Origin of the sequence: Pseudomonas sp. S35 (assembly GCF_009866765.1) — a bacterium.
In the GTDB taxonomy this organism is placed as follows: Bacteria; Pseudomonadota; Gammaproteobacteria; order Pseudomonadales; family Pseudomonadaceae; genus Aquipseudomonas.
Genome location: NZ_CP019431.1, coordinates 786,828 through 813,344 on the forward strand (window position 1 = coordinate 786,828; position 26,517 = coordinate 813,344).

Genomic DNA, 26,517 nt, shown 5'->3' on the forward strand with positions numbered 1-26,517 from the left:
TGCAATGGTGGCATTCTACAGGGCATGGCCGAAATAATCGGTAAAACCTGACCGGCAGGAGAGTATTCGTTTTGTTCGCGCAAGAGGGATGTGAACTAAGGTGTAACGAAACGTTAGCGGCGTGGCGCAGTCTGTACCCCATCAATGACTGATTTGCCGCACTAAAAGGCCCGGAATGCTCACTTCCCTCAAGCAAGAAAAATTCATGCTGCTGGCGCTGATTGCCGCCATCGCCGCCTACCCGCTGGAGCAGTGGATGCTGCACAGTGGGCAAATGGTGGCGCTGCTGGCCGGCGTGGCGCTGATCGGCTTTATCGTGGTGGCGTCGATGCGCGTGGCGCACCACGCCGAGCAACTGGCGGAAAAAGTCGGCGATCCCTATGGCACCATGATCCTGACCCTGGCCGCCGTGCTGGTGGAGGTGGTGATCCTGGCGATCATGATGAGTAACGAGCCGTCGCCGACGCTGGTGCGCGACACGATCTATTCGGCGGTGATGCTCGATATCAACGGCATCCTTGGCCTGGCCGCGTTGATGGGGGGCATCAAGCATGGCGAGCAGTCCTACAACGATGATTCGGCGCGCACCTACAGCGTGATGATCCTCACTGCCATGGGTGTGTCGATGGTGGTGCCGGAATTTATCCCCGAAGCCGACTGGAAAATTTACTCGGCCTTCACCATTGGCGCGATGGTGGTGCTCTACACCTTGTTCCTGCGCATGCAGGTGGGGCCACACAGCTATTTCTTCAGCTACAGCTATCCGGAAAAACGTCGCAAGAAACTGCCGGAAGAAGAGCAAATGCCGCCGGTGAACCTGGCGTTCTCCATTGGCACCCTGGTGTTTGGCGTGATTGTGATTGGCGCGCTGGCCGAGGTGATGTCCAAGACCCTCGACCTGGGCCTCGAAGGCACGGGCGCACCGCCGGTGATCACCGCGATTGTGGTGGCGGCTATCTCTGCTGCGCCGGAAATCCTCACGGCGTTGCGCGCCGCATTGGCCAACCGCATGCAGTCGGTGGTGAACATTGCACTGGGTGCGTCGTTGTCGACGGTGATTCTGACGGTGCCGGTGATGGAGGCCATGGCGCTTTACACTGGCCAACCGTTCCAGATGGCGATGACGCCGGTGCAAACGGTGATGGTGTTTATCACGTTGATCGTCAGCGCGATCAACCTCAACGATGGCGAAACCAACGCCATCGAAGGGATGACCCATTTTGTGTTGTTTGCGACGTTTATCATGTTGTCCCTGCTGGGGTTGTAGGAACACAGCAGATAAAAGTGTGGGAGGGGGCAAGCCCTCTCCCACGGGACTGTCATAAATTTTGTGTTCGGGCATAACATGTTGATAGAGGTGCATGTATGCCGACCAAAAAGAAACCGGCCCGTGAGGCCCTGCGAGACCTTCCATCTATTCCAAAAGAGCTGATCGACCAGTTCGTCAGCGGCCCGATGAGTGCCGAAGCCATTCAGGATGCCTCGATGGCGTTTAAAAAGGCACTTATCGAGCGAGCCCTTGGTGCCGAGTTGGGCCACCACCTTGGCTACCCTCAGGGCGCGGAGCGCCCTGAGGAATCGAGCAACCAACGCAACGGCAAAAGTGGCAAAACGGTGCTGACCGATGACGGCCCGTTGCGTCTCGACATTCCCAGAGATCGCGATGGAAGCTTTGCCCCGATCTTGATCCCTAAGCATGAGCGCCGTTTTACAGGCTTTGATGACAAGATCATCGCGATGTATGCCCGAGGTATGACGGTTCGCGAAATCCGGGCGTTTCTCTCGGAACAGTACGGAACAGACGTCTCCCACGACTTCATCAGTTCTGTCACTGACGCAGTTTTGGAGGAGGTTACCGCCTGGCAACAGCGACCGCTTGAACCGATGTACCCGGTAATTTTCTTCGATGCATTGCGAGTCAAAATTCGCGACGAAGGCCTGGTTCGCAACAAAGCGATTTACTTGGCACTGGGAGTATTGCCGGACGGAACGCGAGATATCCTGGGAATTTGGATTGAAACAACCGAAGGCGCCAAGTTTTGGATGAAGGTCTTTAACGACCTGAAAACCCGAGGTGTCGAAGACGTCTTGATCGCGGTGACTGATGGTCTCAAAGGCATGCCCGAAGCGCTGAGTGCTGTATTTCCTGAGACGACATTGCAGACCTGTATCGTCCACTTGATCCGTAACAGCCTCGATTACGCCCCGTGGGATAAGCGCCGTGAGCTGGCCAAGGCACTGAAGCCGATCTATCAAGCACTCAATGTTGACGCTGCAGAACAAGCGCTACTGGCTTTCGAAGCCGGGCCTTGGGGTAAGCAATATCCGACGGTCGTATCGGCTTGGAAACGTGCTTGGGATCGAGTTATACCGTTCTTTGTGTTTCCCCCGGCGATACGCAAAGTGATCTACACAACCAACGCCATCGAGAGTATCAATGCCCAGTTGCGCAAGATCATCAAGACGCGAGGCCACTTCCCAACGGATGAGGCCGCGACAAAACTAATCTGGCTGGCATTGCGAAATATCACCGCGAACTGGGGCAGCGCAGCTCATGATTGGAAGAGCGCGATGAATCAATTTTCGATTCTGTACGGAGATCGATTTATCAGGCCGACCTGGTAAAGCTAGGGCCTGCCTGACGGCAGGCCGTAACCGGCCCGCACACAAAAAATCTGACACTCTCTCTCCCACATATTGAACGGTGTTTGCTTAGGTTCCGGCGATAAGCTGTCGAGCCGCCTGGGTGTGATCGGCGATCAAGCCTTTCAGGTCCAGCCCTTCCACCTGGCCATCAATGACCCGCCATTTGCCGCCTACCATCACCCGATCGGCCCGATCCGCACCACACAACAGCAGTGCGCAAATCGGATCATGGCTGCCGGAGAACCTCAGCTCATCGAGTTTGAACAGCGCCAGATCTGCCTGTTTGCCGACGGCCAACTCACCAATGTCCGTACGCCCCAGCAACTGCGCCGAACCTTTGGTGGCCCAGCCCAGCACACCTTCGGGGGTGATCTTTTCTGCGCCGTAACGCAGGCGCTGGATGTACAGGGCCTGTCGCGCTTCGAGGATCATGTTCGACGCATCGTTGGACGCAGAACCGTCAACGCCGAGGCCGATAGGTGCGCCGGCAGCCAACAGGTCGAGGGTCGGGCAGATGCCGGACGCCAGACGCATGTTCGAGCTTGGGCAATGGCAGATACCGGTGCCGGCTGCACCCAGGCGCGCGATTTCATCCGGGTTGAAGTGAATGCCATGGGCCAGCCAGGTACGTGGGCCTAGCCACCCGACGCTGTCGAGGTAATCCACGGTGCGCAGGCCAAAGCGTTGCAGGCAGAAGTCTTCCTCGTCGAGGGTTTCCGCCAAGTGGGTGTGCAGGCGCACGTCAAGGCCGTTGGCCAACTCGGCGCTGGCTTGCATGATTTCCGGGGTGACGGAGAACGGCGAGCAGGGCGCCAGGGCAATCTGGACCTGCGCACCGTCGCCGCGCTCGTGGTAGTCGCGGATCAGGCGCTGGCTGTCGTCAAGGATCACTTGGCCTTGTTGCACGGTCTGTTGCGGTGGCAGGCCGCCGTCGGCTTCGCCCAGGCTCATGGAACCCCGGGTGAGCATGGCGCGCATGCCCAGCTCGCGCACGCTTTGCACTTGCACGTCGATGGCATTTTCCAGACCGTCGGGGAACAGGTAGTGGTGGTCGGCTGCGGTGGTGCAGCCTGAGAGCAGCAACTCGGCCAGTGCGACTTTGGTGGCTAGGGCGAGTTTCTCCGGCGTGAGTCGCGCCCACACCGGATACAGGGTTTTCAGCCATGGGAACAACGGCTGATTGACCACCGGCGCCCAGGCACGGGTGAGGGTTTGATAGAAGTGATGGTGGGTGTTGATCAGGCCCGGCAAGACCACATGCTCGCGGGCATCGAACACTTCTGCGCAGGGTTGTGTGGGCGCTTGCCCCTGGGCCAGCACTTCGGTGATCACACCGTTTTGCAGCACCAGGCCGCCACGGGCATCGAGGCCATTGGCAGTGAAGATCGCGAGGGGGTTTTTTAACCAGATACGGGTCGCAGGCATTGGCCGGCTCCTCTGAATGATGGGTTCAGGTTTGCCAGCTCAGTGTTGCCCTGTCTGCTGATCCAGGGTCGCCGGTGAGGGCGAGGCGCTAGATTACGTGTAGTTCCGGGTCTGGTCTACCCGTAGGAAAACCGCCCGTCCCACATTATTTACCAGGCGATGGTGTCGCCCTTGTAGTCCACAAAGTGATGGCCGCCCTTGCCGGTGTAGGCATTTACCTGATCCACCAGGCCGCGAACGCTGGTGTCCACATCGATGTGCGCGTTTTCGCCGCCCATGTCGGTCTTGACCCAGCCCGGGTGCAGCGACAGCACCGTTAGCTTGTGGTCGCCCAATTGGGTGATGAAGCTGTTGGTCATGGAGTTGAGCGCGGCCTTGCTGGCCTTGTACAGCGCCAGGTCCGAGCCATCAGGAATAGTGACGCTGCCCAGCACCGAACTCATGAACGCCAGTACGCCGCTGTCCTTGCGGATCTGCCCGACAAAGCGCTGCGCCAGGTTGATCGGTGCCACGGCGTTGGTGAAGAACAGCTGGCCGACTTCCGCCAGGGTCGCGTGACCGGGCTCCTGGTTGGCCGGGCCCTTGACGCCGGCGTTGACGAACAGCAGGTCGAAGGTGCGCTCTTTGAGGCGCTGGGCCAGGGCGATCACGGCTTGCTGATCGTCCATGTCGAGTTTTTCGATCTGCACCGGGCCTACGGCTTTCAATGCATCGGCCTTGCTCGGGTCTCGCACGGTGGCGGTCACGTCCCAGCCGTCCTGGAGCAATTGCTTGACCAGGCCAAGGCCCAGCCCGCGCGAGGCGCCGATGATCAGTGCGGTTTTTGGCGTAGACATGAAAAGCTTCCTTTGGAGTCGCGGTTCAGGGGAGTTCAGCAAATAACAGTAACAGTTTCAGCGTTGCAGCAGGATGCGCCCACGGCTCAGGTCGGCCAGTTGGGTTTGCAGTGTGTCGATGTGGGCTTCGCCCAGTGCAAGTTGCAGGTCGACGCCGTTGGCGGTGAAGGTTTCTTCGACCACCAGCCCACCCAGTTCGGCGACGCGCAGTTTCACCAGGTTCAACTCGGAGAAGCCACAGGCGCAACTCAGCGGTACGCGGCTGATCAGTTCGAGGCGTTCGGCATTCTGCAGGCATTTGTTTGCGCCGCCGCCATAGGCGCGGGCCAGGCCGCCGGTACCCAGCTGGATACCGCCATACCAGCGAATCACCAACACGGCGACCTGATCAAAACCCTGGGCTTCGATGGCCGCCAGGATTGGTCGCCCGGCGGTGCCGCCGGGTTCGCCGTCGTCACTGCTGCGGTATTGATCGGCCAGCTTCCAGGCCCAGCAGTTGTGCGTGGCGTTCAGGTCGCTGTGTTGCTCGAAAAACGCCTGGGCGTCCTGCGGGCTGCTGATCGGTGCGGCGAGGGTGATGAAGCGGCTTTTGCGTATTTCTTCGCGAAACTCGCAAAGGCCGGTAAGCGTGAAAGGCATAAGTGGCTTCGTCTAGAGGGTCGGCTTGATGCCGCAGCCTTTGAGAATGATGTGGATCAGGTTGGTACCGGCGTCTTCCATGTCCTGCTTGGTCAGCTTGGTGCGACCGGTGACGCGGCAGATCTGGGTAGCGAAGTCGGCGTAATGCTGGGTGCTGCCCCACAGCAGGAAGATCAGGTGCACGGGGTCGATGGGGTCCATCTTGCCCGCGTCGATCCAGGCCTGGAACACCGCCGCACGGCCACTGAACCAGGTGCGGTAGTCCTGGCTGAAATATTCGGTAAGGCATTCGCCGCCGCTGATGATCTCCATCGCGAAGATGCGCGAGGCCTGGGGCTGGCGCCGCGAAAACTCCATCTTGGTGCGGATGTAGCGGGAGAGGGCGACGGCCGGGTCGTCCTCGGCGGTCAGGGTGTTGAAGGTGCTGTCCCACAGCTCGAGGATATTGCTGAGCACCGCGATATACAGGCCCAGCTTATTGGTGAAGTAGTAGTGCAGGTTGGCCTTGGGCAGCCCGGCACTCGCAGCAATGGTATTCATGCTGGTGCCCTTGTAGCCATGGCGCGCGAACTCATCTTCAGCAGCCTGGAGAATCGCTTGTTCGTTCTTTTGCCGAATGCGGCTGGCGGGCTTACCGGCGTGGTTGCTGTGGGCAGGAACTTCGAGGCTCATGGAGATTACCGTGCTGATCGATAGAGACGACGTGTGCACAGATAACCCACCCTCAAGCCTCAGACAAGTCCCGATGCAATAAAACCCTTAAAGCGGCTCCAGCGTGTCGCTTTCCGGCGCTTGGTTTGCGGCGGTCTCGGTCGCCTTGGATTCCGGCAGTAACAGGCACAACACGATGGCGGTCAGCCCGCCGCTGGTGATGGCCGAGTCGAACAGGTTCTGCACCAGCGTCGGCATCAGGTGCAACAGGTTCGGTTGCGCGGCGATGCCCAGGCCGACGCCAAACGACGTCGCGATGATCAGCATGCTGCGCCTGTCCAGCGGCGCCTGGGCGAGGATGCGTACGCCGGCGGCGGCCACACTGCCGAACATCACCAGCGTCGCGCCGCCCAATACCGGTTTGGGGATTTGCTGCAGCACCGCGCCAATCAACGGAAACAAGCCGAGGCAAAACAGCACCACGCCTATATATAAGCCAACGTAACGGCTGGCCACGCCGGTGAGTTGGATCACGCCGTTGTTCTGCGCGAAGGTGGTGTTGGGGAAGGCGCTGAAGGTGGCGGCGATCATGCAGCTCACGCCATCGCCCAGTACGCCGCCCTTGAGTCGGCTTATGTAGGAGGGGCCGCTGATGGGCTGGCGCGCGATCATGCAGTTGGCCGTGAGGTCGCCGACGGTTTCGATGCTGCTGATCAGGTAAATCAGCGCGATCGGTAGGAAAGCGCTCCAGTCGAAGTTGAAGCCAAAGCGAAATGGGATCGGCAGGCTCACCAGCGGTAAATCCGGTAGGGCTTGGGGGACGAGTTTGCCGCTGAGCCACGCGGCCAGGCTACCAAGCACCAGGCCGATGATAATCGCGCAGAGCCGCACCCAGGGCGTGTTGGAGCGATTGAGCAGGATGATCGTCAGCACCACGAACAGGCCCAGCGCCAGGTTGGTGGGCGCACCGAAGTCCGGTGCATTGAAGCCACCGCCGAGGTCGGTGATACCCACTTTGATCAGGCTGATGCCGATCAGGGTGATGACAATCCCGGTAACCAACGGCGTGATGACTCGGCGCAGTTGGCCGATAAAACGGCTCAGCACGATCTGCACCAACGCGCCGAAAAAGCACACGCCGAAGATCATCGCCATGATGTCTTCCGGGCTGCCGCCGCGCTGCTTCACCAGGAAACCGGCCGACAGCACCGCGCCGAGAAAGGCGAAGCTGGTGCCTTGCAGGCAGATCATCCCGGCGCCGATCCCAAATGGCCTACGCGCCTGGATGAATGTGCCGACACCGGACACCATCAACGCCATGCTGATCAGGTAGGGCAAATGGGCGGTCAGGCCCAGGGTGGAACCAATGATCAGTGGCGGGGTGATGATGCCGACAAAAGCGGCCAGCACATGTTGCAGTGCGGCCAAAAAGGCGGGCGCGGGTTTGGGACGGTCGTTGAGGCCGTAGATCAGGTCGCTGGGGCTGGAGGATTCTGGTGGCATGGCGGGCAAACTCGTGACGGACGGTTCTAGGTCCTTGTGCTCTTGCAAAAAGCTGTCCAGTTGCTCAGCTTTTTGCGTAAGGCCCGAGTTAGCGCGTTGCGGCCAGGCTTTCGAGAAAGCTCTCCAGCACCAAATGAGGGCGACGCCCCTTACGCGTGACCGATGCGAGGCTCAAATCGTAAAAACGTGTAGCCGGTTTCAGCGCGCGCAGTCGGCCTTGTTGCACCCACAAGCTGGCGTAGTGGTCCGGCAAGTAGCCGATGTAACGCCCGGTGAGGATCAGGAACGCCATGCCTTCACGGTCCGAGGCGCTGGCGGTGCAGTTGAGCGCCTGGTAATGAGCCTGGATGTCGGCAGGCAAGCGGAAGGTCGGGGCGATGGCGTCCTGGCTGTCGATGCGTTCGTCGTCCAACTGCTTGTTGTCGGCGTAAAACAGCGGGTGGCCGACTGCGCAGTAGAGCAGTGAGCGTTCGCTGTATAGCGGTTGGTATTCCAGCCCGGAGAGGGCACTGGCCTGCGGCACTACACCGACATGCAGGCGACCGTCGAGTACGCCCTGTTCGACTTCGTTGGGGGCGATCATGCGGATCTGGATCTGTACGTCCGGGCCGCGCTCCTTTAGTTGGGCCAGGGCGTGCGTGATGCGCATGTGGGGCAGGGTGACGAGGTTGTCGGTGAGGCCGATGATCAGCTCCCCACGCAAATGCTGGTGCAGGCCGTTGACTTCGGTGCGAAAACTTTCCAGAGCACTTAATAGCTGCAGGGCGGATTGGTAGACCTCGCGGCCTTCTTCGGTCAGGGAGAACCCGGCGCGACCGCGTTGGCAGAGCCTTAAGCCAAGGCGTTGCTCAAGGTCGCTCATTTGCTGGCTGATGGCTGAGCGGCCGATACCAAGCACGGTTTCTGCTGCCGAAAAGCCACCGCACTCCACCACACTGCGAAAGATGCGCAGTAGGCGAATATCAAAGTCGCTGACTTGGGCCAGGGGATCGGGTCGACGGCTGCTCATAGTTTAGTCAAGGCCTGACTGAAGGTTAGAAGAGTTGGATTTCACCGACTTTATCGCCGTGGCAATTTAGCTGCAACAACGCTTTTCAATCCCGACGCTGCCTTTTGCCTTGCGAGGTTTTGCTGATGAACATGCCCGAAAACGCCCCATCGTCCCTGGCCAGCCAACTGAAGTTGGACGCGCACTGGATGCCCTACACGGCCAACCGTAACTTCCAGCGTGACCCGCGACTGATCGTGGCCGCTGAAGGCAGTTGGTTGACCGATGACAAGGGGCGCAAGGTGTACGACTCGCTGTCGGGCCTGTGGACATGCGGCGCCGGGCACACACGCAAGGAAATCCAGGAAGCGGTGGCCAAGCAATTGGGCACCTTGGACTACTCCCCTGGCTTTCAGTACGGTCATCCGTTGTCCTTTCAACTGGCGGAAAAGATTACCGACTTGACCCCAGGCAACCTCAATCATGTGTTCTTTACCGACTCCGGCTCCGAGTGCGCCGATACGGCGGTGAAGATGGTGCGTGCTTATTGGCGCCTGAAGGGCCAAGCCACCAAGACCAAAATGATCGGCCGGGCCCGTGGCTACCACGGCGTGAACATCGCGGGCACCAGCCTGGGTGGCGTCAACGGCAATCGTAAAATGTTTGGTCAGGCGATGATGGACGTCGACCATCTGCCACACACCTTGCTGGCGAGCAATGCCTTCTCCCGTGGCATGCCTGAGCTGGGCGGCATCGCGTTGGCCGACGAACTGCTCAAGTTGATCGAGCTGCATGACGCCTCCAACATCGCCGCCGTGTTTGTCGAGCCGATGGCCGGTTCCGCGGGCGTGCTGGTGCCGCCGCAGGGTTATCTCAAGCGTCTGCGTGAGATCTGCGACCAGCACAATATCCTGCTGGTATTCGACGAAGTGATCACCGGTTTCGGCCGCACCGGCTCGATGTTTGGCGCTGATAGCTTCGGCGTGACCCCCGACCTGATGTGCATCGCTAAGCAAGTCACCAACGGCGCGATCCCAATGGGCGCGGTGATCGCCAGCAGCGAGATCTACCAGACTTTCATGAACCAGGCGACGCCTGAGTACGCGGTGGAATTCCCCCACGGCTACACCTATTCGGCGCACCCCGTCGCTTGCGCGGCGGGCTTGGCGGCACTCGACCTGTTGCAGAAGGAAAACCTGGTGCAGAGCGTAGCCGAAGTCGCTCCACACTTTGAGAATGCGCTGCACGGATTGAAGGGCAGCAAGAACGTGATCGACATTCGTAACTACGGCCTGGCCGGTGCGATCCAGATTGCCCCGCGTGATGGTGATGCGATCGTGCGGCCGTTCGAGGCCGGCATGGCCTTGTGGAAAGCCGGTTTCTACGTGCGTTTTGGTGGTGACACCCTGCAGTTCGGGCCAACCTTCAACAGCAAGCCGCAGGATCTGGATCGCCTGTTTGATGCGGTCGGCGAAGTGCTGAACAAGATCGACTGATTTCTCCTTCTATATAGAACAACTTTTCAGGAGCCCTGCATGAGCCTTATCCAGCATTTGATCAACGGTGAGTTGGTCAACGACAGCGGTCGCAGTGCCGACGTGTACAACCCGTCCACCGGCCAGGTGATTCACCAGGTGCCGTTGGCCAGCCGTGAAACCATTCAACAGGCTATCGACGCGGCCAAGGCTGCTTTCCCGGCTTGGCGCAATACCCCGCCAGCCAAGCGTGCCCAGGTGATGTTTCGTTTCAAGCAGTTGCTGGAGCAGAACGAAGCACGTATCTCCCAGTTGATCAGCGAGGAGCACGGCAAGACCCTGGAAGACGCAGCCGGTGAGCTCAAGCGTGGGATCGAGAACGTGGAGTATGCGTGCTCGGCGCCGGAGATTCTGAAGGGCGAGTACAGCCGCAACGTTGGGCCAAACATTGATGCCTGGTCGGACTTCCAGCCGTTGGGCGTGGTGGCGGGTATTACGCCGTTCAACTTCCCGGCGATGGTGCCGCTGTGGATGTACCCGCTGGCAATCGTGTGCGGTAACTGTTTCATCCTGAAACCTTCGGAGCGTGACCCCAGTTCGACGTTGTTGATCGCACAACTGTTGCAGGAAGCTGGCCTGCCTAAAGGTGTATTGAGCGTGGTGCACGGCGATAAGGGCGCGGTGGATGCGTTGATCGAGGCGCCGGAAGTCAAAGCGCTGAGTTTTGTCGGCTCGACGCCAATTGCCGAGTACATCTACTCCGAGGCGACCAAGCGCGGCAAACGCGTACAGGCGCTGGGCGGGGCGAAAAACCATGCGGTGCTGATGCCGGATGCGGACCTGGACAATGCAGTCAGTGCCTTGATGGGCGCGGCGTATGGCTCTTGCGGCGAGCGTTGCATGGCTATCTCGGTAGCGGTGTGCGTGGGTGATCAGGTGGCGGATGCGTTGATTGCCAAGCTGGTGCCGCAGGTCAAGGCGCTGAAGATCGGTGCGGGCACGTCTTGTGGCCTGGATATGGGGCCGCTGGTGACGGGGCAAGCGCGGGATAAGGTCAGTGGCTATATAGAAGACGGTGTGGCGGCGGGCGCGGAGCTGGTCGTTGATGGTCGTGGCTTGAGTGTTGCCGGGCATGAAGAAGGTTTCTTCCTTGGCGGCAGCTTGTTTGATCGTGTGACGCCAGAGATGCGCATCTATAAAGAAGAAATCTTCGGGCCGGTATTGTGCGTCGTGCGGGTGGATAGCCTGGAAGCGGCGATGCAACTGATCAATGATCACGAATACGGTAACGGTACCTGCATCTTCACCCGTGACGGTGAGGCGGCGCGGCTGTTCTGTGACGAGATTGAAGTGGGCATGGTCGGGGTGAACGTTCCACTGCCGGTGCCGGTGGCGTATCACAGCTTTGGCGGCTGGAAGCGTTCATTGTTTGGCGACTTGCATGCCTATGGGCCGGACGGCGTGCGTTTCTATACTCGCCGCAAGGCCATTACCCAGCGCTGGCCACAGCGGGCCAGCCATGAAGCGTCGCAGTTCGCCTTCCCTAGCTTGTAAGGTTCGCTAATGGCAAAGCCGGCCCCTTGGGGCCGGCTTTTGCGTTTTGGGGCTTTTTTGACCTATATGACAGAAATGTGAAAAAGAGGGTTGACGCCAGATTCTGGAAGCCTATAATTCGCCCCACTTCCGGCGCAGTCGAAACGGAAAACTCCTTGGTAAACAATGAGTTACGCAGTTTTCGGCAGCGGGTGCTTCAGTTCATCGAAGCCAGAAGGAAGTTGAAAAAGAGGTGTTGACAGCAGCGTGTAACGCTGTAGAATTCGCCTCCCGCTGATGAGAGATCTGAAGCGCAAGTGGTTGAAGTTATTAAGGATTCCTTGAAAACTTCTTAAAATAATCACTTGACAGCAAATGAGGCTGCTGTAGAATGCGCGCCTCGGTTGAGACGAAAGATCTTAACCAATCGCTCTTTAACAACTGAATCAAGCAATTCGTGTGGGTGCTTGTGGAGTCAGACTGATAGTCAACAAGATTATCAGCATAACAAGTTACTCCGCGAGAAATCAAAGATGTAACCAACGATTGCTGAGCCAAGTTTAGGGTTTCTTAAAAACCCAAAGATGTTTGAACTGAAGAGTTTGATCATGGCTCAGATTGAACGCTGGCGGCAGGCCTAACACATGCAAGTCGAGCGGTAGAGAGAAGCTTGCTTCTCTTGAGAGCGGCGGACGGGTGAGTAATGCCTAGGAATCTGCCTGGTAGTGGGGGATAACGTTCGGAAACGGACGCTAATACCGCATACGTCCTACGGGAGAAAGCAGGGGACCTTCGGGCCTTGCGCTATCAGATGAGCCTAGGTCGGATTAGCTAGTTGGTGGGGTAATGGCTCACCAAGGCGACGATCCGTAACTGGTCTGAGAGGATGATCAGTCACACTGGAACTGAGACACGGTCCAGACTCCTACGGGAGGCAGCAGTGGGGAATATTGGACAATGGGCGAAAGCCTGATCCAGCCATGCCGCGTGTGTGAAGAAGGTCTTCGGATTGTAAAGCACTTTAAGTTGGGAGGAAGGGCAGTTACCTAATACGTGATTGTTTTGACGTTACCGACAGAATAAGCACCGGCTAACTCTGTGCCAGCAGCCGCGGTAATACAGAGGGTGCAAGCGTTAATCGGAATTACTGGGCGTAAAGCGCGCGTAGGTGGTTTGTTAAGTTGGATGTGAAATCCCCGGGCTCAACCTGGGAACTGCATTCAAAACTGACTGACTAGAGTATGGTAGAGGGTGGTGGAATTTCCTGTGTAGCGGTGAAATGCGTAGATATAGGAAGGAACACCAGTGGCGAAGGCGACCACCTGGACTAATACTGACACTGAGGTGCGAAAGCGTGGGGAGCAAACAGGATTAGATACCCTGGTAGTCCACGCCGTAAACGATGTCAACTAGCCGTTGGGAGCCTTGAGCTCTTAGTGGCGCAGCTAACGCATTAAGTTGACCGCCTGGGGAGTACGGCCGCAAGGTTAAAACTCAAATGAATTGACGGGGGCCCGCACAAGCGGTGGAGCATGTGGTTTAATTCGAAGCAACGCGAAGAACCTTACCAGGCCTTGACATCCAATGAACTTTCTAGAGATAGATTGGTGCCTTCGGGAACATTGAGACAGGTGCTGCATGGCTGTCGTCAGCTCGTGTCGTGAGATGTTGGGTTAAGTCCCGTAACGAGCGCAACCCTTGTCCTTAGTTACCAGCACGTTATGGTGGGCACTCTAAGGAGACTGCCGGTGACAAACCGGAGGAAGGTGGGGATGACGTCAAGTCATCATGGCCCTTACGGCCTGGGCTACACACGTGCTACAATGGTCGGTACAGAGGGTTGCCAAGCCGCGAGGTGGAGCTAATCCCATAAAACCGATCGTAGTCCGGATCGCAGTCTGCAACTCGACTGCGTGAAGTCGGAATCGCTAGTAATCGCGAATCAGAATGTCGCGGTGAATACGTTCCCGGGCCTTGTACACACCGCCCGTCACACCATGGGAGTGGGTTGCACCAGAAGTAGCTAGTCTAACCTTCGGGAGGACGGTTACCACGGTGTGATTCATGACTGGGGTGAAGTCGTAACAAGGTAGCCGTAGGGGAACCTGCGGCTGGATCACCTCCTTAATCGACGACATCAGCTGCTCCATAAGTTCCCACACGAATTGCTTGATTCATTGAAGAAGACGATAAAGAAGCAGCCCGAAATTGGGTCTGTAGCTCAGTTGGTTAGAGCGCACCCCTGATAAGGGTGAGGTCGGCAGTTCGAATCTGCCCAGACCCACCAATTTTGTGTGGGAAACGCCTGTAGAAATACGGGGCCATAGCTCAGCTGGGAGAGCGCCTGCCTTGCACGCAGGAGGTCAACGGTTCGATCCCGTTTGGCTCCACCACTACTGCTTCTGTTGTTGAAAGCTTAGAAATGAGCATTCCATTGTGATGATGGTGAATGTTGATTTCTAGTCTTTGATTAGATCGTTCTTTAAAAATTTGGGTATGTGATAGAAAGATAGACTGAACGTTACTTTCACTGGTAACGGATCAGGCTAAGGTAAAATTTGTGAGTTACTCAGTTTTGAGTATTATCGAATTTTCGGCGAATGTTGTCTTCACAGTATAACCAGATTGCTTGGGGTTATATGGTCAAGTGAAGAAGCGCATACGGTGGATGCCTTGGCAGTCAGAGGCGATGAAAGACGTGGTAGCCTGCGAAAAGCTTCGGGGAGTCGGCAAACAGACTTTGATCCGGAGATGTCTGAATGGGGGAACCCAGCCATCATAAGATGGTTATCTTACGCTGAATACATAGGCGTAAGAGGCGAACCAGGGGAACTGAAACATCTAAGTACCCTGAGGAAAAGAAATCAACCGAGATTCCCTTAGTAGTGGCGAGCGAACGGGGACTAGCCCTTAAGTGGCTTTGAGATTAGCGGAACGCTCTGGAAAGTGCGGCCATAGTGGGTGATAGCCCTGTACGCGAAAATCTCTTAGTCATGAAATCGAGTAGGACGGAGCACGAGAAACTTTGTCTGAATATGGGGGGACCATCCTCCAAGGCTAAATACTACTGACTGACCGATAGTGAACTAGTACCGTGAGGGAAAGGCGAAAAGAACCCCGGAGAGGGGAGTGAAATAGATCCTGAAACCGTATGCGTACAAGCAGTGGGAGCCCACTTTGTTGGGTGACTGCGTACCTTTTGTATAATGGGTCAGCGACTTATTTTCAGTGGCGAGCTTAACCGAATAGGGGAGGCGTAGCGAAAGCGAGTCTTAATAGGGCGTCTAGTCGCTGGGAATAGACCCGAAACCGGGCGATCTATCCATGGGCAGGTTGAAGGTTGGGTAACACTAACTGGAGGACCGAACCGACTACCGTTGAAAAGTTAGCGGATGACCTGTGGATCGGAGTGAAAGGCTAATCAAGCTCGGAGATAGCTGGTTCTCCTCGAAAGCTATTTAGGTAGCGCCTCATGTATCACTGTAGGGGGTAGAGCACTGTTTCGGCTAGGGGGTCATCCCGACTTACCAAACCGATGCAAACTCCGAATACCTACAAGTGCCGAGCATGGGAGACACACGGCGGGTGCTAACGTCCGTCGTGAAAAGGGAAACAACCCAGACCGTCAGCTAAGGTCCCAAAGTTATGGTTAAGTGGGAAACGATGTGGGAAGGCTTAGACAGCTAGGAGGTTGGCTTAGAAGCAGCCACCCTTTAAAGAAAGCGTAATAGCTCACTAGTCGAGTCGGCCTGCGCGGAAGATGTAACGGGGCTCAAACCATACACCGAAGCTACGGGTATCACGTAAGTGATGCGGTAGAGGAGCGTTCTGTAAGCCTGTGAAGGTGAGTTGAGAAGCTTGCTGGAGGTATCAGAAGTGCGAATGCTGACATGAGTAACGACAATGGGTGTGAAAAACACCCACGCCGAAAGACCAAGGTTTCCTGCGCAACGTTAATCGACGCAGGGTTAGTCGGTCCCTAAGGCGAGGCTGAAAAGCGTAGTCGATGGAAAACAGGTTAATATTCCTGTACTTCTGGTTATTGCGATGGAGGGACGGAGAAGGCTAGGCCAGCTTGGCGTTGGTTGTCCAAGTTTAAGGTGGTAGGCTGGAATCTTAGGTAAATCCGGGATTCTAAGGCCGAGAGCTGATGACGAGTTAACTTTTAGTTAACGAAGTGGTTGATGCCATGCTTCCAAGAAAAGCTTCTAAGCTTCAGGTAACCAGGAACCGTACCCCAAACCGACACAGGTGGTTGGGTAGAGAATACCAAGGCGCTTGAGAGAACTCGGGTGAAGGAACTAGGCAAAATGGCACCGTAACTTCGGGAGAAGGTGCGCCGGTGAGGGTGAAGGACTTGCTCCGTAAGCTCATGCCGGTCGAAGATACCAGGCCGCTGCGACTGTTTATTAAAAACACAGCACTCTGCAAACACGAAAGTGGACGTATAGGGTGTGACGCCTGCCCGGTGCCGGAAGGTTAATTGATGGGGTTAGCTAACGCGAAGCTCTTGATCGAAGCCCCGGTAAACGGCGGCCGTAACTATAACGGTCCTAAGGTAGCGAAATTCCTTGTCGGGTAAGTTCCGACCTGCACGAATGGCGTAACGATGGCGGCGCTGTCTCCACCCGAGACTCAGTGAAATTGAAATCGCTGTGAAGATGCAGTGTATCCGCGGCTAGACGGAAAGACCCCGTGAACCTTTACTATAGCTTTGCACTGGACTTTGAATTTGCTTGTGTAGGATAGGTGGGAGGCTTTGAAGCGTGGACGCCAGTCTGCGTGGAGCCAACCTTGAAATACCACCCTGGCAACTTTGAGGTTCTAACTCAGGTCCGTTATCCGGATCGAGGACAGTGTATGGTGGGTAGTTTGACTGGGGCGGTCTCCTCCTAAAGAGTAACGGAGGAGTACGAAGGTGCGCTCAGACCGGTCGGAAATCGGTCGTAGAGTATAAAGGCAAAAGCGCGCTTGACTGCGAGACAGACACGTCGAGCAGGTACGAAAGTAGGTCTTAGTGATCCGGTGGTTCTGTATGGAAGGGCCATCGCTCAACGGATAAAAGGTACTCCGGGGATAACAGGCTGATACCGCCCAAGAGTTCATATCGACGGCGGTGTTTGGCACCTCGATGTCGGCTCATCACATCCTGGGGCTGAAGCCGGTCCCAAGGGTATGGCTGTTCGCCATTTAAAGTGGTACGCGAGCTGGGTTTAGAACGTCGTGAGACAGTTCGGTCCCTATCTGCCGTGGACGTTTGAGATTTGAGAGGGGCTGCTCCTAGTACGAGAGGACCGGAGTGGACGAACCTCTGGTGTTCCGGTTGTCACGCCAGTGGCATTGCCGGGTAGCTATGTTCGGAATAGATAACCGCTGAAAGCATCTAAGCGGGAAACTAGCCTCAAGATGAGATCTCACTGGGACCTTGAGTCCCCTGAAGGGCCGTCGAAGACTACGACGTTGATAGGTTGGGTGTGTAAGCGCTGTGAGGCGTTGAGCTAACCAATACTAATTGCCCGTGAGGCTTGACCATATAACACCCAAGCAATTTGACTACTCGAAAGAGCATCAGATTGCGGTGTGTGAAGACGCAATGAACCGAAAGTTCGATGCTCACAAAACACCGAAAGCTGTCACATACCCAATTTGCTGAAGCGAGGCCAACTGGTCGCGACTCAGTACCCGAATTTCTTGACGACCATAGAGCATTGGAACCACCTGATCCCATCCCGAACTCAGTAGTGAAACGATGCATCGCCGATGGTAGTGTGGGGTTTCCCCATGTGAGAGTAGGTCATCGTCAAGATTAAATTCCGAAACCCCATTTGCGAAAGCAGATGGGGTTTTGTTTTGGGCGCTCGGAAAGCGTGGAAACACCACGACAAATTTGCACAGTTATTTCTGAACCAGACCACTAGAATAGGTACCTAACCTTTTTTAGAGCCAGAGCCCTATTTATGCCCGATCCGGTTGATACCCTTGAGGTGTCGGATTTACCACTGGACGATCTGGTGGCATGCCATGAGTGCGACTTGCTTATGCGCAAACCCGCGCTCGGCCTCGGAGAAAAAGCCCAATGCCCGCGGTGCGGCTATGAGCTGTACGCTCACCGGCACAATGTCGTTGAGCGAAGTCTCGCCTTAGTGCTCGCCGCACTGCTGCTGTACATCCCCGCGAATTTTCTACCCATCATGCAGCTCAATCTGCTCGGGCAGTCCTCGGAGGACACCGTATGGAGCGGCGTGGTCGGCCTGTTCGATACCGGTATGCAAGGCGTGGCCGCCATAGTTTTCCTGTGCAGCATGGGTATTCCCTTGCTCAAGTTACTCTGCCAATTAGCAGTATTGCTCAGCATTCGCTGGAAAATAGGCCGCAGCTATGGCCTTCTGCTGTACCGCATCTACCACCACATGAAAGATTGGGGAATGCTGGAGGTCTACTTGATGGGCGTGCTGGTTGCCATCGTAAAGCTTGCCGACATGGCCTCTATTACCATCGGCCTTGGCCTGGTCTGCTTCGTCAGCCTATTAATGGTTCAGGTTCTGCTTGAAGTGGTGATGTCGCCGCACCAGATCTGGCAAGCACTGTCGGGAGAGGATGATCATGCGGGCGATTGATGCGGGCATTTTGATTTGTACCGAATGCCACGAGTTGAACAAGCAAGAGCCGCAGACGCACGAGCAAGTCTGCACCCGTTGCGGTGCGCTGATCCATGCCCGCCGCCCCAACAGCCTTGCGCGCACTTGGGCCTTGTTGGTCACGGCCGCCGTTATGTATATACCTGCCAACCTATTACCGATCATGACGATCAATACGCTTGGCCAAGGCTCCCCCAGTACGATCATGGCGGGCGTGATCGAGTTGGTGCAGCATGGGATGTATCCCATCGCCGCCGTGGTATTCATCGCCAGTATCCTGGTGCCGACATTCAAATTGGTGGGCATTGGTCTGCTACTGTTCTCGGTGCAGCGTCACCAACCGCTTTCTGCACAACAACGCATTGTGATGTACCGCTTTATCGAATTCATTGGGCGCTGGTCCATGTTGGATATCTTCGTGATCGCCATCCTGGTGGCGGTCGTTAACTTTGGGCGCCTTGCCAGTGTCGAGGCCAACCTCGGCGCTGCGGCGTTCGCCAGTGTGGTGATCTTGACGATGCTTGCCGCTGTAACTTTCGATCCCCGACTGATTTGGGATAACACGGAGTCGGACGACGACCATGAGTGATCTACCTAAAGCTAAAACCCGCCCAGCCTCCAACTGGTCGGCCATTTGGGTGTTACCCCTGATTGCCCTGATCATCGGCGGCTGGCTGGGATGGCGTGCCTATTCCCAACAGGGCATCGAAATCCAAGTGCGCTTTGAAAGCGGCGAAGGCATCCAGGTCAACAAGACCGAAGTGGTCTACAAAGGTATGCCTGTGGGCAAGGTCAAGGCGCTGGCCTTGGACGACGAAGGTAACAATCGCGGGGTGATCGCCACCATCGAGATGAACAAGGACGTCGATCAATACCTCAAGACCAATACCCGCTTCTGGCTGGTCAAGCCCAGTGTCAGCCTTGCCGGCATCACCGGTCTGGAAACCCTGGTTTCGGGTAACTACATCGCCGCCAGCCCAGGCGATGGTGAGCCTACCCGCAAATTCAAGGCGCTTTCCGAAGAGCCGCCATTGTCCGACGCCAAACCCGGACTGCACCTGACCATCAAGGCTGATCGTCTGGGTTCGCTGAACCGTGGCAGCCCGGTGTTCTACAAACAGATCCAAGTGGGCCAGGTGAAAAGCTACCTGTTGTCCGAGGATCAAAGCACCGTTGAGATCAAGGTCTACATCGAGCCGACCTATGCCAGCCTGGTGCGCAAACACACACGTTTCTGGAACGCCAGCGGCATCAGTATCGACGCCAACCTCTCAGGCGTGAAGGTGCGCAGCGAATCCCTCTCCAGCATCGTCGCCGGCGGTATTGCCTTCGCCACGCCGGAAAATCGCAAGGACAGTCCGCCGACTGATCCCAGCCTGCCGTTCCGCCTCTACGAGGATTTCGACGCCGCAGCCGCAGGCATCAGGGTCAAGGTCAAACTCACCGACTTCGAAGGGCTGCAAGCCGGACGTACGCCGGTGATGTACAAAGGTATCCAGGTCGGTAGCTTGAAAACCCTGAAGATCGACCCGGACCTGTCCAGCGCCAATGCGGAGCTTACCCTTGACCCACTGGCGGAAGATTATCTGGTCCAGGACACCCAATTCTGGGTGGTCAAACCGTCCATTTCCCTGGCCGGCATCACCGGCCTGGAAGCCTTGGTAAAAGGTAACTACATCGCCATTCGTCCTGGCGACAAGGGCAGCGCCCCGCAACGTGAATTCGTTGCCCGCGCCAAGGCGCCACCGCTGGACCTGCGCTCTCCGGGACTGCACATGGTGCTGTTCACCGACAACCTAGGTTCCCTGGATGTCGGCAGCCCGATCCTCTACAAGCAGGTCAAGGTGGGTTCGGTGCAGAGCTACCAGTTCTCACGCAAGAACAAGCAACTGGTGATCGGCGTGCACATCGAGAAGGAATACGAAAACCTGGTCAACGGTTCGACGCGTTTCTGGAACGCCAGTGGCGTCACCCTGACCGGTGGACTGACCGGCGGCATCCAAGTCAAGAGTGAGTCGTTGGCCAGCCTGATGGCCGGTGGTATCGCCTTCGAAACCCCGCAGCCGAACGTGCCGCTGAAAAAACGGATCCCGCGTTTCCGCTTGTTCGCTGATCGCGAGGCAGCCAATCAGCACGGCACCTTGGTGACCATCAAGGTAGACCGCGCCGACGGCCTGCGCCCGGGCACGGCAGTCCGTTTCAAAGGCCTTGATGTCGGCAAGATCGAGAGTGTCGACTTGAGTGCCGACATGCAGTCGGTGCTGCTCAGCGCACGTATCACCCAAGTAGCGGATCGTATTGCGCGCGCAGGTAGCCAGTTCTGGGTGGTCAAGCCAGAGCTGGGGCTGATGAAAACCTCTAACCTGGAAACCCTGGTTACCGGCCAATACATCGAAGTGCAGCCAGCGGTAAAAAGCACAGGCCCGCAAAAGAGCTTCGTCGCCCTGGAGCAGCCGCCTGAAGTTGTCCACCAAGAGGAGGGCCTGAGTCTCACACTCAGCGCCGCCCGCCGTGGCTCGCTGAAGGAAGGTGTACCGGTTACTTACCGTGAAGTCACCGTGGGCAAGGTCACCGGCTACGAGTTGGGCCAAACCGCCGATCGCGTGTTGATCCACATCCTGATCGAACCCAAGTACGCATCGCTGGTGCGCGGTGGCAGTCGCTTCTGGAACACCAGCGGCTTTGGCCTCGACTTCGGTTTGTTCAAAGGTGCGACCGTACGCACCGAGTCCCTGGAGACGCTGGTTGCCGGCGGCATTGCGTTCGCCACGCCAGACGGCGAGCGCATGGGCAACGCTGCGCGGCCACAGCAGACCTTCCCGCTGTTCGACAAGTTTGAAGATGAGTGGCTGACCTGGGCGCCTAAAATTCCACTCGGCAAGTAGACCGAGGCGCGACCATCGGGGGCTTGCCCCCGATGAGCATAGGTATCTACACAACTCTCAAAGGCTTATACATAACTCTGTGGTGAGCGGGCTTGTCCCGCGCTGGGCTGCGCAGCAGCCCCAAAACCAGGCAACTTGGTTTTTCTGAAAAAACGCGGTGGCTTTGATGGGGCTGCTTCGCAGCCCAGCGCGGGACAAGCCCGCTCACCACAACAGCCCATTTGCCATAGATTCAGCATCCACGGGAAGTTGTGTAGATACCTATGCCCCGATGAGGCCGGCCCAGACAAAAAAAGGCCCCTGGGGGAGAACCCAGGGGCCTTTGCATGTCAGCCGAAAAAATCAGACCTCATCCAACTCCGGCTCATCCGCCTGCGCATTCACCGTGGCCTTCACTGCATCGTGACGACGGATGTACTTCCAATCCGCCTCATCGATATAGATCCCGTTCGGCCCACTGCCGCCTTCCAGGTCGATCGCGACCTGGGCAGACACCTGCGGCTTCACGCTCGCCAGGATCGGTACGAAGCCCAACTGCAAGCTGGTCTCCAGCAACGCGGCCTGGTTCTTCTCGTCGATGTCCGCGGCTTCATCCAGGTAGTACGGCAAACGCACGCGCCCGGCCTGGTCGCGGTCCATCAAGTGCAGCAACAAGTACATGTTGGTCAGCGCCTTGATGGTCATGGTGGTGCCGTTGGACGCCGCACCATCGATGTCGGTGTGAATCACCGGCTGGCCGTGCACCTTGGTAATCTCGAACGCCAGCTCGAACAAGTCCTTGAGGCCCAACTGGTTATGGTTGGCTGCCACCAGGCGTGCGAGGTATTCCTTGGCCTCTTCGTTCTTGTTGTCTTGCTCGGCGCTCTGGCTGAGGTCGAACACCGACAGGGTTTCGCCTTCTTCATACTGACCGGCGCTGTGGATGATCTGGTCGATATGCTTGAGCGCTTCCTTGTTCGGCGCCAGCACAATGCGAAAGCTTTGCAGGTTGGACACCTGGCGCTTGTTGATCTCACGGTTGAACAACGCCAACTGGTGTTCCAGGCTGTCGTAGTCGCTGCGGATATTGCGCAGGGTACGCGCAATATCCGTAACCGCCGCACGGCGCGCCTTGCCCAGCGTCAGTGCTTCATCGGTACGGTGCGCATAGGCGTTGATCAGCAGTTGCAGGCGACGCTCGACATCATCCTCGCTGTCGAACTTGGCCACGCCCTTGAGGCGGACCTGGGCGTACAGCGCCTCGATCTGGCCATCGGCGCGCAGCAAACCCTGCCAACTGTCCTGATAGTCATTGAGCAGCGGCAACAAGTTGTCCATGGAGTCGTCGACCGGATCCATGAATGGCGTACCGAACGGCAAGTCCGCCGGCAGCAACTGGCGGCGGCGCAAGGCGTCGTCCAACGTCCGTTGCTTGGCTTCCATATCACCGATCTGCCGACCGACCAGCTGCAGCTTGGCCGACAGCTGCTGGACGCGTTCGGTGAACGCATCGCTGGAGCGCTTCAACTCGTCCTGGGCGGCTTCCATCTGCGCCAGGTTCTCCAGCTTCTCGCCTTCTTCGGCGCTCAGGGTTTGGGCGCGGCGGAAATCTTCCAAGGCCTTTTGCGCGTCCAGCACCTGCTGGTACAGCGCTTCGGTCTGGGTCTTGCTTGCGGCGCGGTCAGAGGCTACGGCCTGCTGGGTTTTCAGCTGCTTGAGTTCTTTTTCCAGGCGTTCTTTCTGGTCGCGCAATGCGGCGCGGTCCGCCAGGGCCTGCAACGCCGGCGGTTCAATGTGGGAGATGTCGATGGACAGCCCCGGCACTTCAAAACGCTCGCCCTTGAAGCCATCGAGGATCTGCTCCAGGGATTTGACCCACTGGCCGTCCTCGTCCAGCGTGATGCCATGCTCACCCAACGGTAGGCTGAACAACGAGCTGTTGAACAGACGCATCAGGCGCTCGACATCCTGCTGTGAGAATTCTTCGCGCAGTTTGGCGTAGCTATTGTTGTCGGCGTGATCAAGCTGCTGCCTGACCGACTTCAAGCGTTTTTCCAGATCGCGCAGACGCTCTTCCAAGTCTTCGGCGCTGAACTGCCGTGACTGCGCCAAAGCACCTGCCAGTTCATCGTGGGCATCCTTGGCCGCCAACAGTTGCTGCTCCAGCACCTTGACGTCATCGACCAGGGCAAAGCGATGCTTGAGCACCGACAGCTCGCCCAACCAGCGCTGGATGCCGCTGATCTCGCGCTCCAGGCGCATCAGCTCCTGAGTGCCACCACGCTGATCGTTCTGCAGTGCGTCCTGCTCGTTGCGGTAGTGTTCGGCCTGGATGGTCAGTTCTTCCTTGCGCGCACCGGCGTAGTCCGACCAAGTGCCCAGCAGCGAGTCCAGCAGCGGCGACAGGCGATGCAATTTGCCGCGCAAGCTGTCGCGCTGGCGGACGCCATTGGCCAGCGCCTCGACCAGCGGCCCGGCGGCGACCAGGGAGTTGTAGTCCTGTTCCATGCGTCGCACATCGCGGAAGGCTTCTTCGCACGCCGCGATGTAGTCCACGCTGCCGGAACGCAGGCTGTGTTCGAAGGCATCGAGGAACAATTGCTTGAGCTTGGCCGCCGTGATTTCGCGCATGTGCAGCAGGTTGATGAACAACGCGCGGAAGGTCTTCAGGCTCTGCTCGCTGGTGGAGCGCAGCGGGATCAATGTCAGGTCCAGCGGGATCGACGTGTGGCCGCCCACCAGCAAGCGGCGCAGTTCATCGGGCTTGAGTTCGTAGGCTTTCAGGCCCTCGCGCTCAAGGTTGGTGAACAGCTCTTTCTGCCGCAGGCAGGTGTCGTTTTTTTGATAGTGGGCCAGGTCCAGCTTGCCCGCATAGGCGAAGAACTGGTGACCGAAACCACCGCCGGGGCCGCGCCCTACCACACCAATAACGTGCGGGCCATGGGGCAGGGACACCTCCACCAGGATGTAGCTGGTGTCGGTGGCAAAGTAGAAACGCCGCGATTGTTCCAGGGTGTACTTGCCGAAACTCATGTCCGACATGCGCGCCAGGATCGGGAACTGCAAGGCGTTGATCGATGCCGATTTACCCAGGTTGTTCGCGCCATACACCGACAGCGGTTCTTCCAGGGGGAACAAACCGAGGCTGTAACCGGCGGTGTTCAATAGGGCGAAGCGGCGGATGCCGTAGCGTTCCTTGCTCATGCATCAGTCTCCTGTTCTTCGGCAATGGCGCGGGCCAGGGCGTCTTCTTCGCTTTCTTGCGCGAAGTCGCTCAAGTCCAGTGGGTCATCGGTTTTCAGCAGCTTCTCATCGCTGTCTTCGTCGATGATCACCGGTGCCGGCAGTGGCAACACGCTGTGCACGCTGGCCGCCAGGTCGCGGTCCTGCTGCACCGACAGGCACACGTCGAGGAAGCGGTGCATCGGCGGCAGGAAGCGGTAGATGCCGTTGTCTTCGCTGGCAAAGCCCAACTGGGTCATGCGGCGCATGATTTTTTCTTCGAGTTCTTCCTGGGTCTGCACTTCGGCCTGGATAAACAGGTCACGGTACTTTTCCAGCAGCGATGGCAATTCATCACGGCCCAGGCTGCCACCGTCGAGCACGGCGATGGGATCGCGGCCCTGGTCGGCCAGGTGCTCGACGATGATGAAGGTGAACAACGCCAGGCGCTGGGCGGTCTTGTTGACCTGCGCGCTGGCAATCGCGGAGTCCGGCACGAAGTAATAGAACCCTCGGGTGTCGCACACCAGCTCAAAGCCCAGCGCTTTGAACAGCGTGCGGTACTGGTCCTGGAAGTTCGACAGTTGCGCGTACAGCTCCGGGTCGCGGCGGCTGACGTGGTAACCCTTGAACAGCTCGCGAAAGATCGGCGCCAGTTGGGACAGTTCGGATAAATCAAGATGCATGAGGTGTACTCGCAGAATGCTCGGCGGCGTCGGTGCCAGCCGGGAGCAGGGCGAATGAGCGCAGGCTGACCTGGTGCTCGTGTGTGTGGTAATCGCGGCGTTCCAGGCGCTCGCGCTTGAAGCGTTTCTCACGGGACAGTCGCGAGAACCAGTACAGCAATTCGTCAGTGGCGCCGTCCGGTTCCTGCTCCAGCAGCCAGGTCATCAGGTCCGGCATCGGCAGGGCGTCCTCGCAACGCTCCAGCATTTCCTTGACCGTGCGCGGTGCGCGTTGGGCTTCGCCCTTGTGGGATTTGTGCGCCTTGGGGAAACGCGCCGGTTTCGGTTCGAAATTCGCCAGGGCGTACACATAGGCCTCGACCTGGCTGGCACTGCCGAGGAAGGTGCTTTGCGGCCGGGTGAACATCGGCATCGCCGCCTGCGGTACCGCGTCCAGGCCTTTGCGGCGGATGGCCGACAAGGCCAGCGCCGCGCCACGGGTCACGGCATTGTGCCGGCGTGCTTCTTCACGCAGCGGCAGCAGCAGTTCGCGCGCATGACGCAGGGTCAACTGGGCGCTGGTTTGCATTTCCAGGATGCGCGCGTGGGTGCGCAGCAGCATGTCGTCGTCCACCAGGTGGCCGAGGCGCTGTTGCTCGGTGAGCATGCGCAGCAGCACATTCTCGACCTTGCGCACGCCTTGCTCGAAGGCGCCGTCGGCGTTCACCAATTGGATCATCGGTTCGACGTATTCGTCCCAAGTCGCCAGGACTTCGGCGTAACGCTGGCGCAGCGGGATCTGCCGGTCGCTGGTCTTGGCGCGGTCGGCCACGGCGGCGAGGGCCTGTTCGTCGTTGGCGAGTTTTTTCAGCACATCCCGCACGCGCATATCCAGCAGGCGCAGTTGGCGGGCCAGGTCGTGGCCATCACGGATGTCGAAGGCGTCCTGGATATAACCGGCCAAGCGCTCAAGGTGGCGCAGGTAGGCTTCGATTTCCAGGCACAGGCCAAGCCGGTGCTCCTTGCGAAGATAGGCCAGGAAATCGTGGATCTGTGCGTTGAGCTCGAAACGGTTCGGGCTCTTGGCGACAGGCACCAGGATATCCAGGCGAATCCACACGTCCAACAGGCTGGTGATGTCCTGTGGCGTGCTGTCCAGTTGTTGGGCGGCCAGTTGTGTGCGCAGCTCGCCCAGGCTCAGGGTGCCTTGGTCGAAGTGTTCGCACAGTGGCTCAAGCAGGGCCCAGTGTTCGGCGAGGGCGCGCAAGACGCGCTTGGGTTCGATCATCGGAATGGCCGGCTGGTTGGCGATTAAAAGTCGCGATTGTACTGCATCGGACGCGGGATTTATCCACAGCCGGTCAGTGCGCAGTGGGCGATTGTTGCCGAACAGCGGTAGAATCCCCGCTCTTTACTTATCCACAAGTGGCCG

Annotated in this window: 16 protein-coding genes, 2 tRNA genes and 3 rRNA genes; 12 read left to right on the top strand and 9 right to left on the bottom strand. The window is 57.9% G+C overall.

The window, feature by feature from the left end; translation table 11 throughout:
* Window positions 1-175 precede the first annotated feature (175 nt).
* Window positions 176-1,267, top strand: a complete 1,092-nt coding sequence (locus tag PspS35_RS03345; protein WP_159932779.1) for a calcium:proton antiporter — start codon at window positions 176-178, stop codon at window positions 1,265-1,267.
* A 98-nt stretch (window positions 1,268-1,365) separates the two neighbouring features.
* Entirely contained in the window at window positions 1,366-2,625 is a 1,260-nt protein-coding gene (locus PspS35_RS03350; RefSeq protein ID WP_159932780.1) for an IS256 family transposase, read from the top strand.
* Between the two features lie 87 nt (window positions 2,626-2,712).
* Here the strand turns inward: PspS35_RS03350 and PspS35_RS03355 are convergent, their stop codons facing one another.
* The 6 genes from PspS35_RS03355 to PspS35_RS03380 all read right to left on the bottom strand — a co-directional run bounded on the left by PspS35_RS03355 (window position 2,713) and on the right by PspS35_RS03380 (window position 8,709).
* Window positions 2,713-4,071 carry an 8-oxoguanine deaminase gene (locus PspS35_RS03355; protein ID WP_159932781.1) on the bottom strand — a complete coding sequence of 453 codons (1,359 nt, stop codon included), beginning with the start codon at window positions 4,069-4,071 and terminating at the stop codon, window positions 2,713-2,715.
* Window positions 4,072-4,220: 149 nt separating this feature from the next.
* On the bottom strand, window positions 4,221-4,907 hold the full coding sequence (locus tag PspS35_RS03360; protein WP_099583555.1) for an SDR family oxidoreductase: 687 nt from the start codon (window positions 4,905-4,907) through the stop codon (window positions 4,221-4,223).
* Between the two features lie 57 nt (window positions 4,908-4,964).
* Window positions 4,965-5,546: a YigZ family protein gene (locus tag PspS35_RS03365; RefSeq protein ID WP_159932782.1), complete on the bottom strand. Its 582-nt coding sequence runs from the start codon at window positions 5,544-5,546 to the stop codon at window positions 4,965-4,967.
* A 12-nt stretch (window positions 5,547-5,558) separates the two neighbouring features.
* On the bottom strand, window positions 5,559-6,218 hold the full coding sequence (locus PspS35_RS03370; RefSeq protein ID WP_122310327.1) for a TetR/AcrR family transcriptional regulator: 660 nt from the start codon (window positions 6,216-6,218) through the stop codon (window positions 5,559-5,561).
* An 87-nt stretch (window positions 6,219-6,305) separates the two neighbouring features.
* Window positions 6,306-7,700 carry a nucleobase:cation symporter-2 family protein gene (locus PspS35_RS03375; RefSeq protein WP_159932783.1) on the bottom strand — a complete coding sequence of 465 codons (1,395 nt, stop codon included), beginning with the start codon at window positions 7,698-7,700 and terminating at the stop codon, window positions 6,306-6,308.
* An 88-nt stretch (window positions 7,701-7,788) separates the two neighbouring features.
* The gene (locus tag PspS35_RS03380; RefSeq protein ID WP_159932784.1) at window positions 7,789-8,709 is read right to left on the bottom strand and encodes a LysR family transcriptional regulator; all 921 of its coding nucleotides are present in this window, start codon (window positions 8,707-8,709) and stop codon (window positions 7,789-7,791) included.
* Between the two features lie 125 nt (window positions 8,710-8,834).
* Here PspS35_RS03380 and PspS35_RS03385 point away from each other — a divergent pair, with 125 nt between their 5' ends.
* From PspS35_RS03385 to PspS35_RS03430, 10 genes are all read left to right on the top strand, one after another.
* A complete protein-coding gene (locus tag PspS35_RS03385) occupies window positions 8,835-10,184 on the top strand; it encodes an aspartate aminotransferase family protein (protein WP_032887096.1) in 1,350 nt (449 codons plus the stop codon).
* Between the two features lie 39 nt (window positions 10,185-10,223).
* Window positions 10,224-11,717 (top strand): CoA-acylating methylmalonate-semialdehyde dehydrogenase, encoded by a 1,494-nt coding sequence (locus PspS35_RS03390; protein WP_159932785.1) that lies wholly within the window; start codon window positions 10,224-10,226, stop codon window positions 11,715-11,717.
* Between the two features lie 569 nt (window positions 11,718-12,286).
* Window positions 12,287-13,823, top strand: a 16S ribosomal RNA gene (locus PspS35_RS03395).
* Between the two features lie 83 nt (window positions 13,824-13,906).
* A tRNA-Ile gene (locus tag PspS35_RS03400) sits at window positions 13,907-13,983 on the top strand.
* A 30-nt stretch (window positions 13,984-14,013) separates the two neighbouring features.
* A tRNA-Ala gene (locus PspS35_RS03405) sits at window positions 14,014-14,089 on the top strand.
* 248 nt (window positions 14,090-14,337) lie between these two features.
* Window positions 14,338-17,229 (top strand): 23S ribosomal RNA (locus PspS35_RS03410).
* Window positions 17,230-17,386: 157 nt separating this feature from the next.
* Window positions 17,387-17,502: ribosomal RNA gene (rrf, locus tag PspS35_RS03415) — 5S ribosomal RNA — on the top strand.
* The 16S, 23S and 5S rRNA genes sit together here with 2 tRNA genes alongside, the layout of an rRNA operon.
* Before the next feature lie 151 nt (window positions 17,503-17,653).
* Window positions 17,654-18,313: a paraquat-inducible protein A gene (locus tag PspS35_RS03420; RefSeq protein ID WP_159932786.1), complete on the top strand. Its 660-nt coding sequence runs from the start codon at window positions 17,654-17,656 to the stop codon at window positions 18,311-18,313.
* Window positions 18,300-18,923 carry a paraquat-inducible protein A gene (locus tag PspS35_RS03425; protein ID WP_159932787.1) on the top strand — a complete coding sequence of 208 codons (624 nt, stop codon included), beginning with the start codon at window positions 18,300-18,302 and terminating at the stop codon, window positions 18,921-18,923. Before PspS35_RS03420 ends, PspS35_RS03425 begins: the two co-directional genes overlap by 14 nt.
* Window positions 18,916-21,219 (top strand): MlaD family protein, encoded by a 2,304-nt coding sequence (locus PspS35_RS03430; protein WP_159932788.1) that lies wholly within the window; start codon window positions 18,916-18,918, stop codon window positions 21,217-21,219. The genes PspS35_RS03425 and PspS35_RS03430 overlap by 8 nt, the downstream gene beginning before the upstream one ends.
* Window positions 21,220-21,561: 342 nt before the next feature.
* Here the strand turns inward: PspS35_RS03430 and mksF are convergent, their stop codons facing one another.
* The 3 genes from mksF to mksB are packed head-to-tail and all read right to left on the bottom strand — an operon-like array spanning window position 21,562 to window position 26,373.
* Window positions 21,562-24,402, bottom strand: a complete 2,841-nt coding sequence (gene mksF / locus PspS35_RS03435; protein ID WP_159932789.1) for an Mks condensin complex protein MksF — start codon at window positions 24,400-24,402, stop codon at window positions 21,562-21,564.
* A complete protein-coding gene (gene mksE, locus PspS35_RS03440) occupies window positions 24,399-25,106 on the bottom strand; it encodes an Mks condensin complex protein MksE (RefSeq protein WP_090409743.1) in 708 nt (235 codons plus the stop codon). Before mksE ends, mksF begins: the two co-directional genes overlap by 4 nt.
* Window positions 25,096-26,373 (bottom strand): Mks condensin complex protein MksB, encoded by a 1,278-nt coding sequence (gene mksB / locus PspS35_RS03445; protein ID WP_159932790.1) that lies wholly within the window; start codon window positions 26,371-26,373, stop codon window positions 25,096-25,098. The genes mksE and mksB overlap by 11 nt, the downstream gene beginning before the upstream one ends.
* Window positions 26,374-26,517: the final 144 nt, after the last annotated feature.

Excerpts from the sequence above, each read along its gene's own strand:
- PspS35_RS03385 (WP_032887096.1), top strand. The coding sequence starts at position 8,835 with ATGAACATGCCCGAAAACGCCCCATCGTCCCTGGCCAGCCAACTGAAG.
- PspS35_RS03360 (WP_099583555.1), bottom strand. The coding sequence starts at position 4,907 with ATGTCTACGCCAAAAACCGCACTGATCATCGGCGCCTCGCGCGGGCTG.
- mksE (WP_090409743.1), bottom strand. The coding sequence starts at position 25,106 with ATGCATCTTGATTTATCCGAACTGTCCCAACTGGCGCCGATCTTTCGC.
- PspS35_RS03370 (WP_122310327.1), bottom strand. The coding sequence starts at position 6,218 with ATGAGCCTCGAAGTTCCTGCCCACAGCAACCACGCCGGTAAGCCCGCC.
- PspS35_RS03380 (WP_159932784.1), bottom strand. The coding sequence starts at position 8,709 with ATGAGCAGCCGTCGACCCGATCCCCTGGCCCAAGTCAGCGACTTTGAT.
- PspS35_RS03375 (WP_159932783.1), bottom strand. The coding sequence starts at position 7,700 with ATGCCACCAGAATCCTCCAGCCCCAGCGACCTGATCTACGGCCTCAAC.
- PspS35_RS03350 (WP_159932780.1), top strand. The coding sequence starts at position 1,366 with ATGCCGACCAAAAAGAAACCGGCCCGTGAGGCCCTGCGAGACCTTCCA.
- PspS35_RS03420 (WP_159932786.1), top strand. The coding sequence starts at position 17,654 with ATGCCCGATCCGGTTGATACCCTTGAGGTGTCGGATTTACCACTGGAC.
- PspS35_RS03345 (WP_159932779.1), top strand. The coding sequence starts at position 176 with ATGCTCACTTCCCTCAAGCAAGAAAAATTCATGCTGCTGGCGCTGATT.
- mksF (WP_159932789.1), bottom strand. The coding sequence starts at position 24,402 with ATGAGCAAGGAACGCTACGGCATCCGCCGCTTCGCCCTATTGAACACC.
- PspS35_RS03355 (WP_159932781.1), bottom strand. The coding sequence starts at position 4,071 with ATGCCTGCGACCCGTATCTGGTTAAAAAACCCCCTCGCGATCTTCACT.
- PspS35_RS03390 (WP_159932785.1), top strand. The coding sequence starts at position 10,224 with ATGAGCCTTATCCAGCATTTGATCAACGGTGAGTTGGTCAACGACAGC.
- PspS35_RS03425 (WP_159932787.1), top strand. The coding sequence starts at position 18,300 with ATGCGGGCGATTGATGCGGGCATTTTGATTTGTACCGAATGCCACGAG.
- mksB (WP_159932790.1), bottom strand. The coding sequence starts at position 26,373 with ATGATCGAACCCAAGCGCGTCTTGCGCGCCCTCGCCGAACACTGGGCC.
- PspS35_RS03430 (WP_159932788.1), top strand. The coding sequence starts at position 18,916 with ATGAGTGATCTACCTAAAGCTAAAACCCGCCCAGCCTCCAACTGGTCG.
- PspS35_RS03365 (WP_159932782.1), bottom strand. The coding sequence starts at position 5,546 with ATGCCTTTCACGCTTACCGGCCTTTGCGAGTTTCGCGAAGAAATACGC.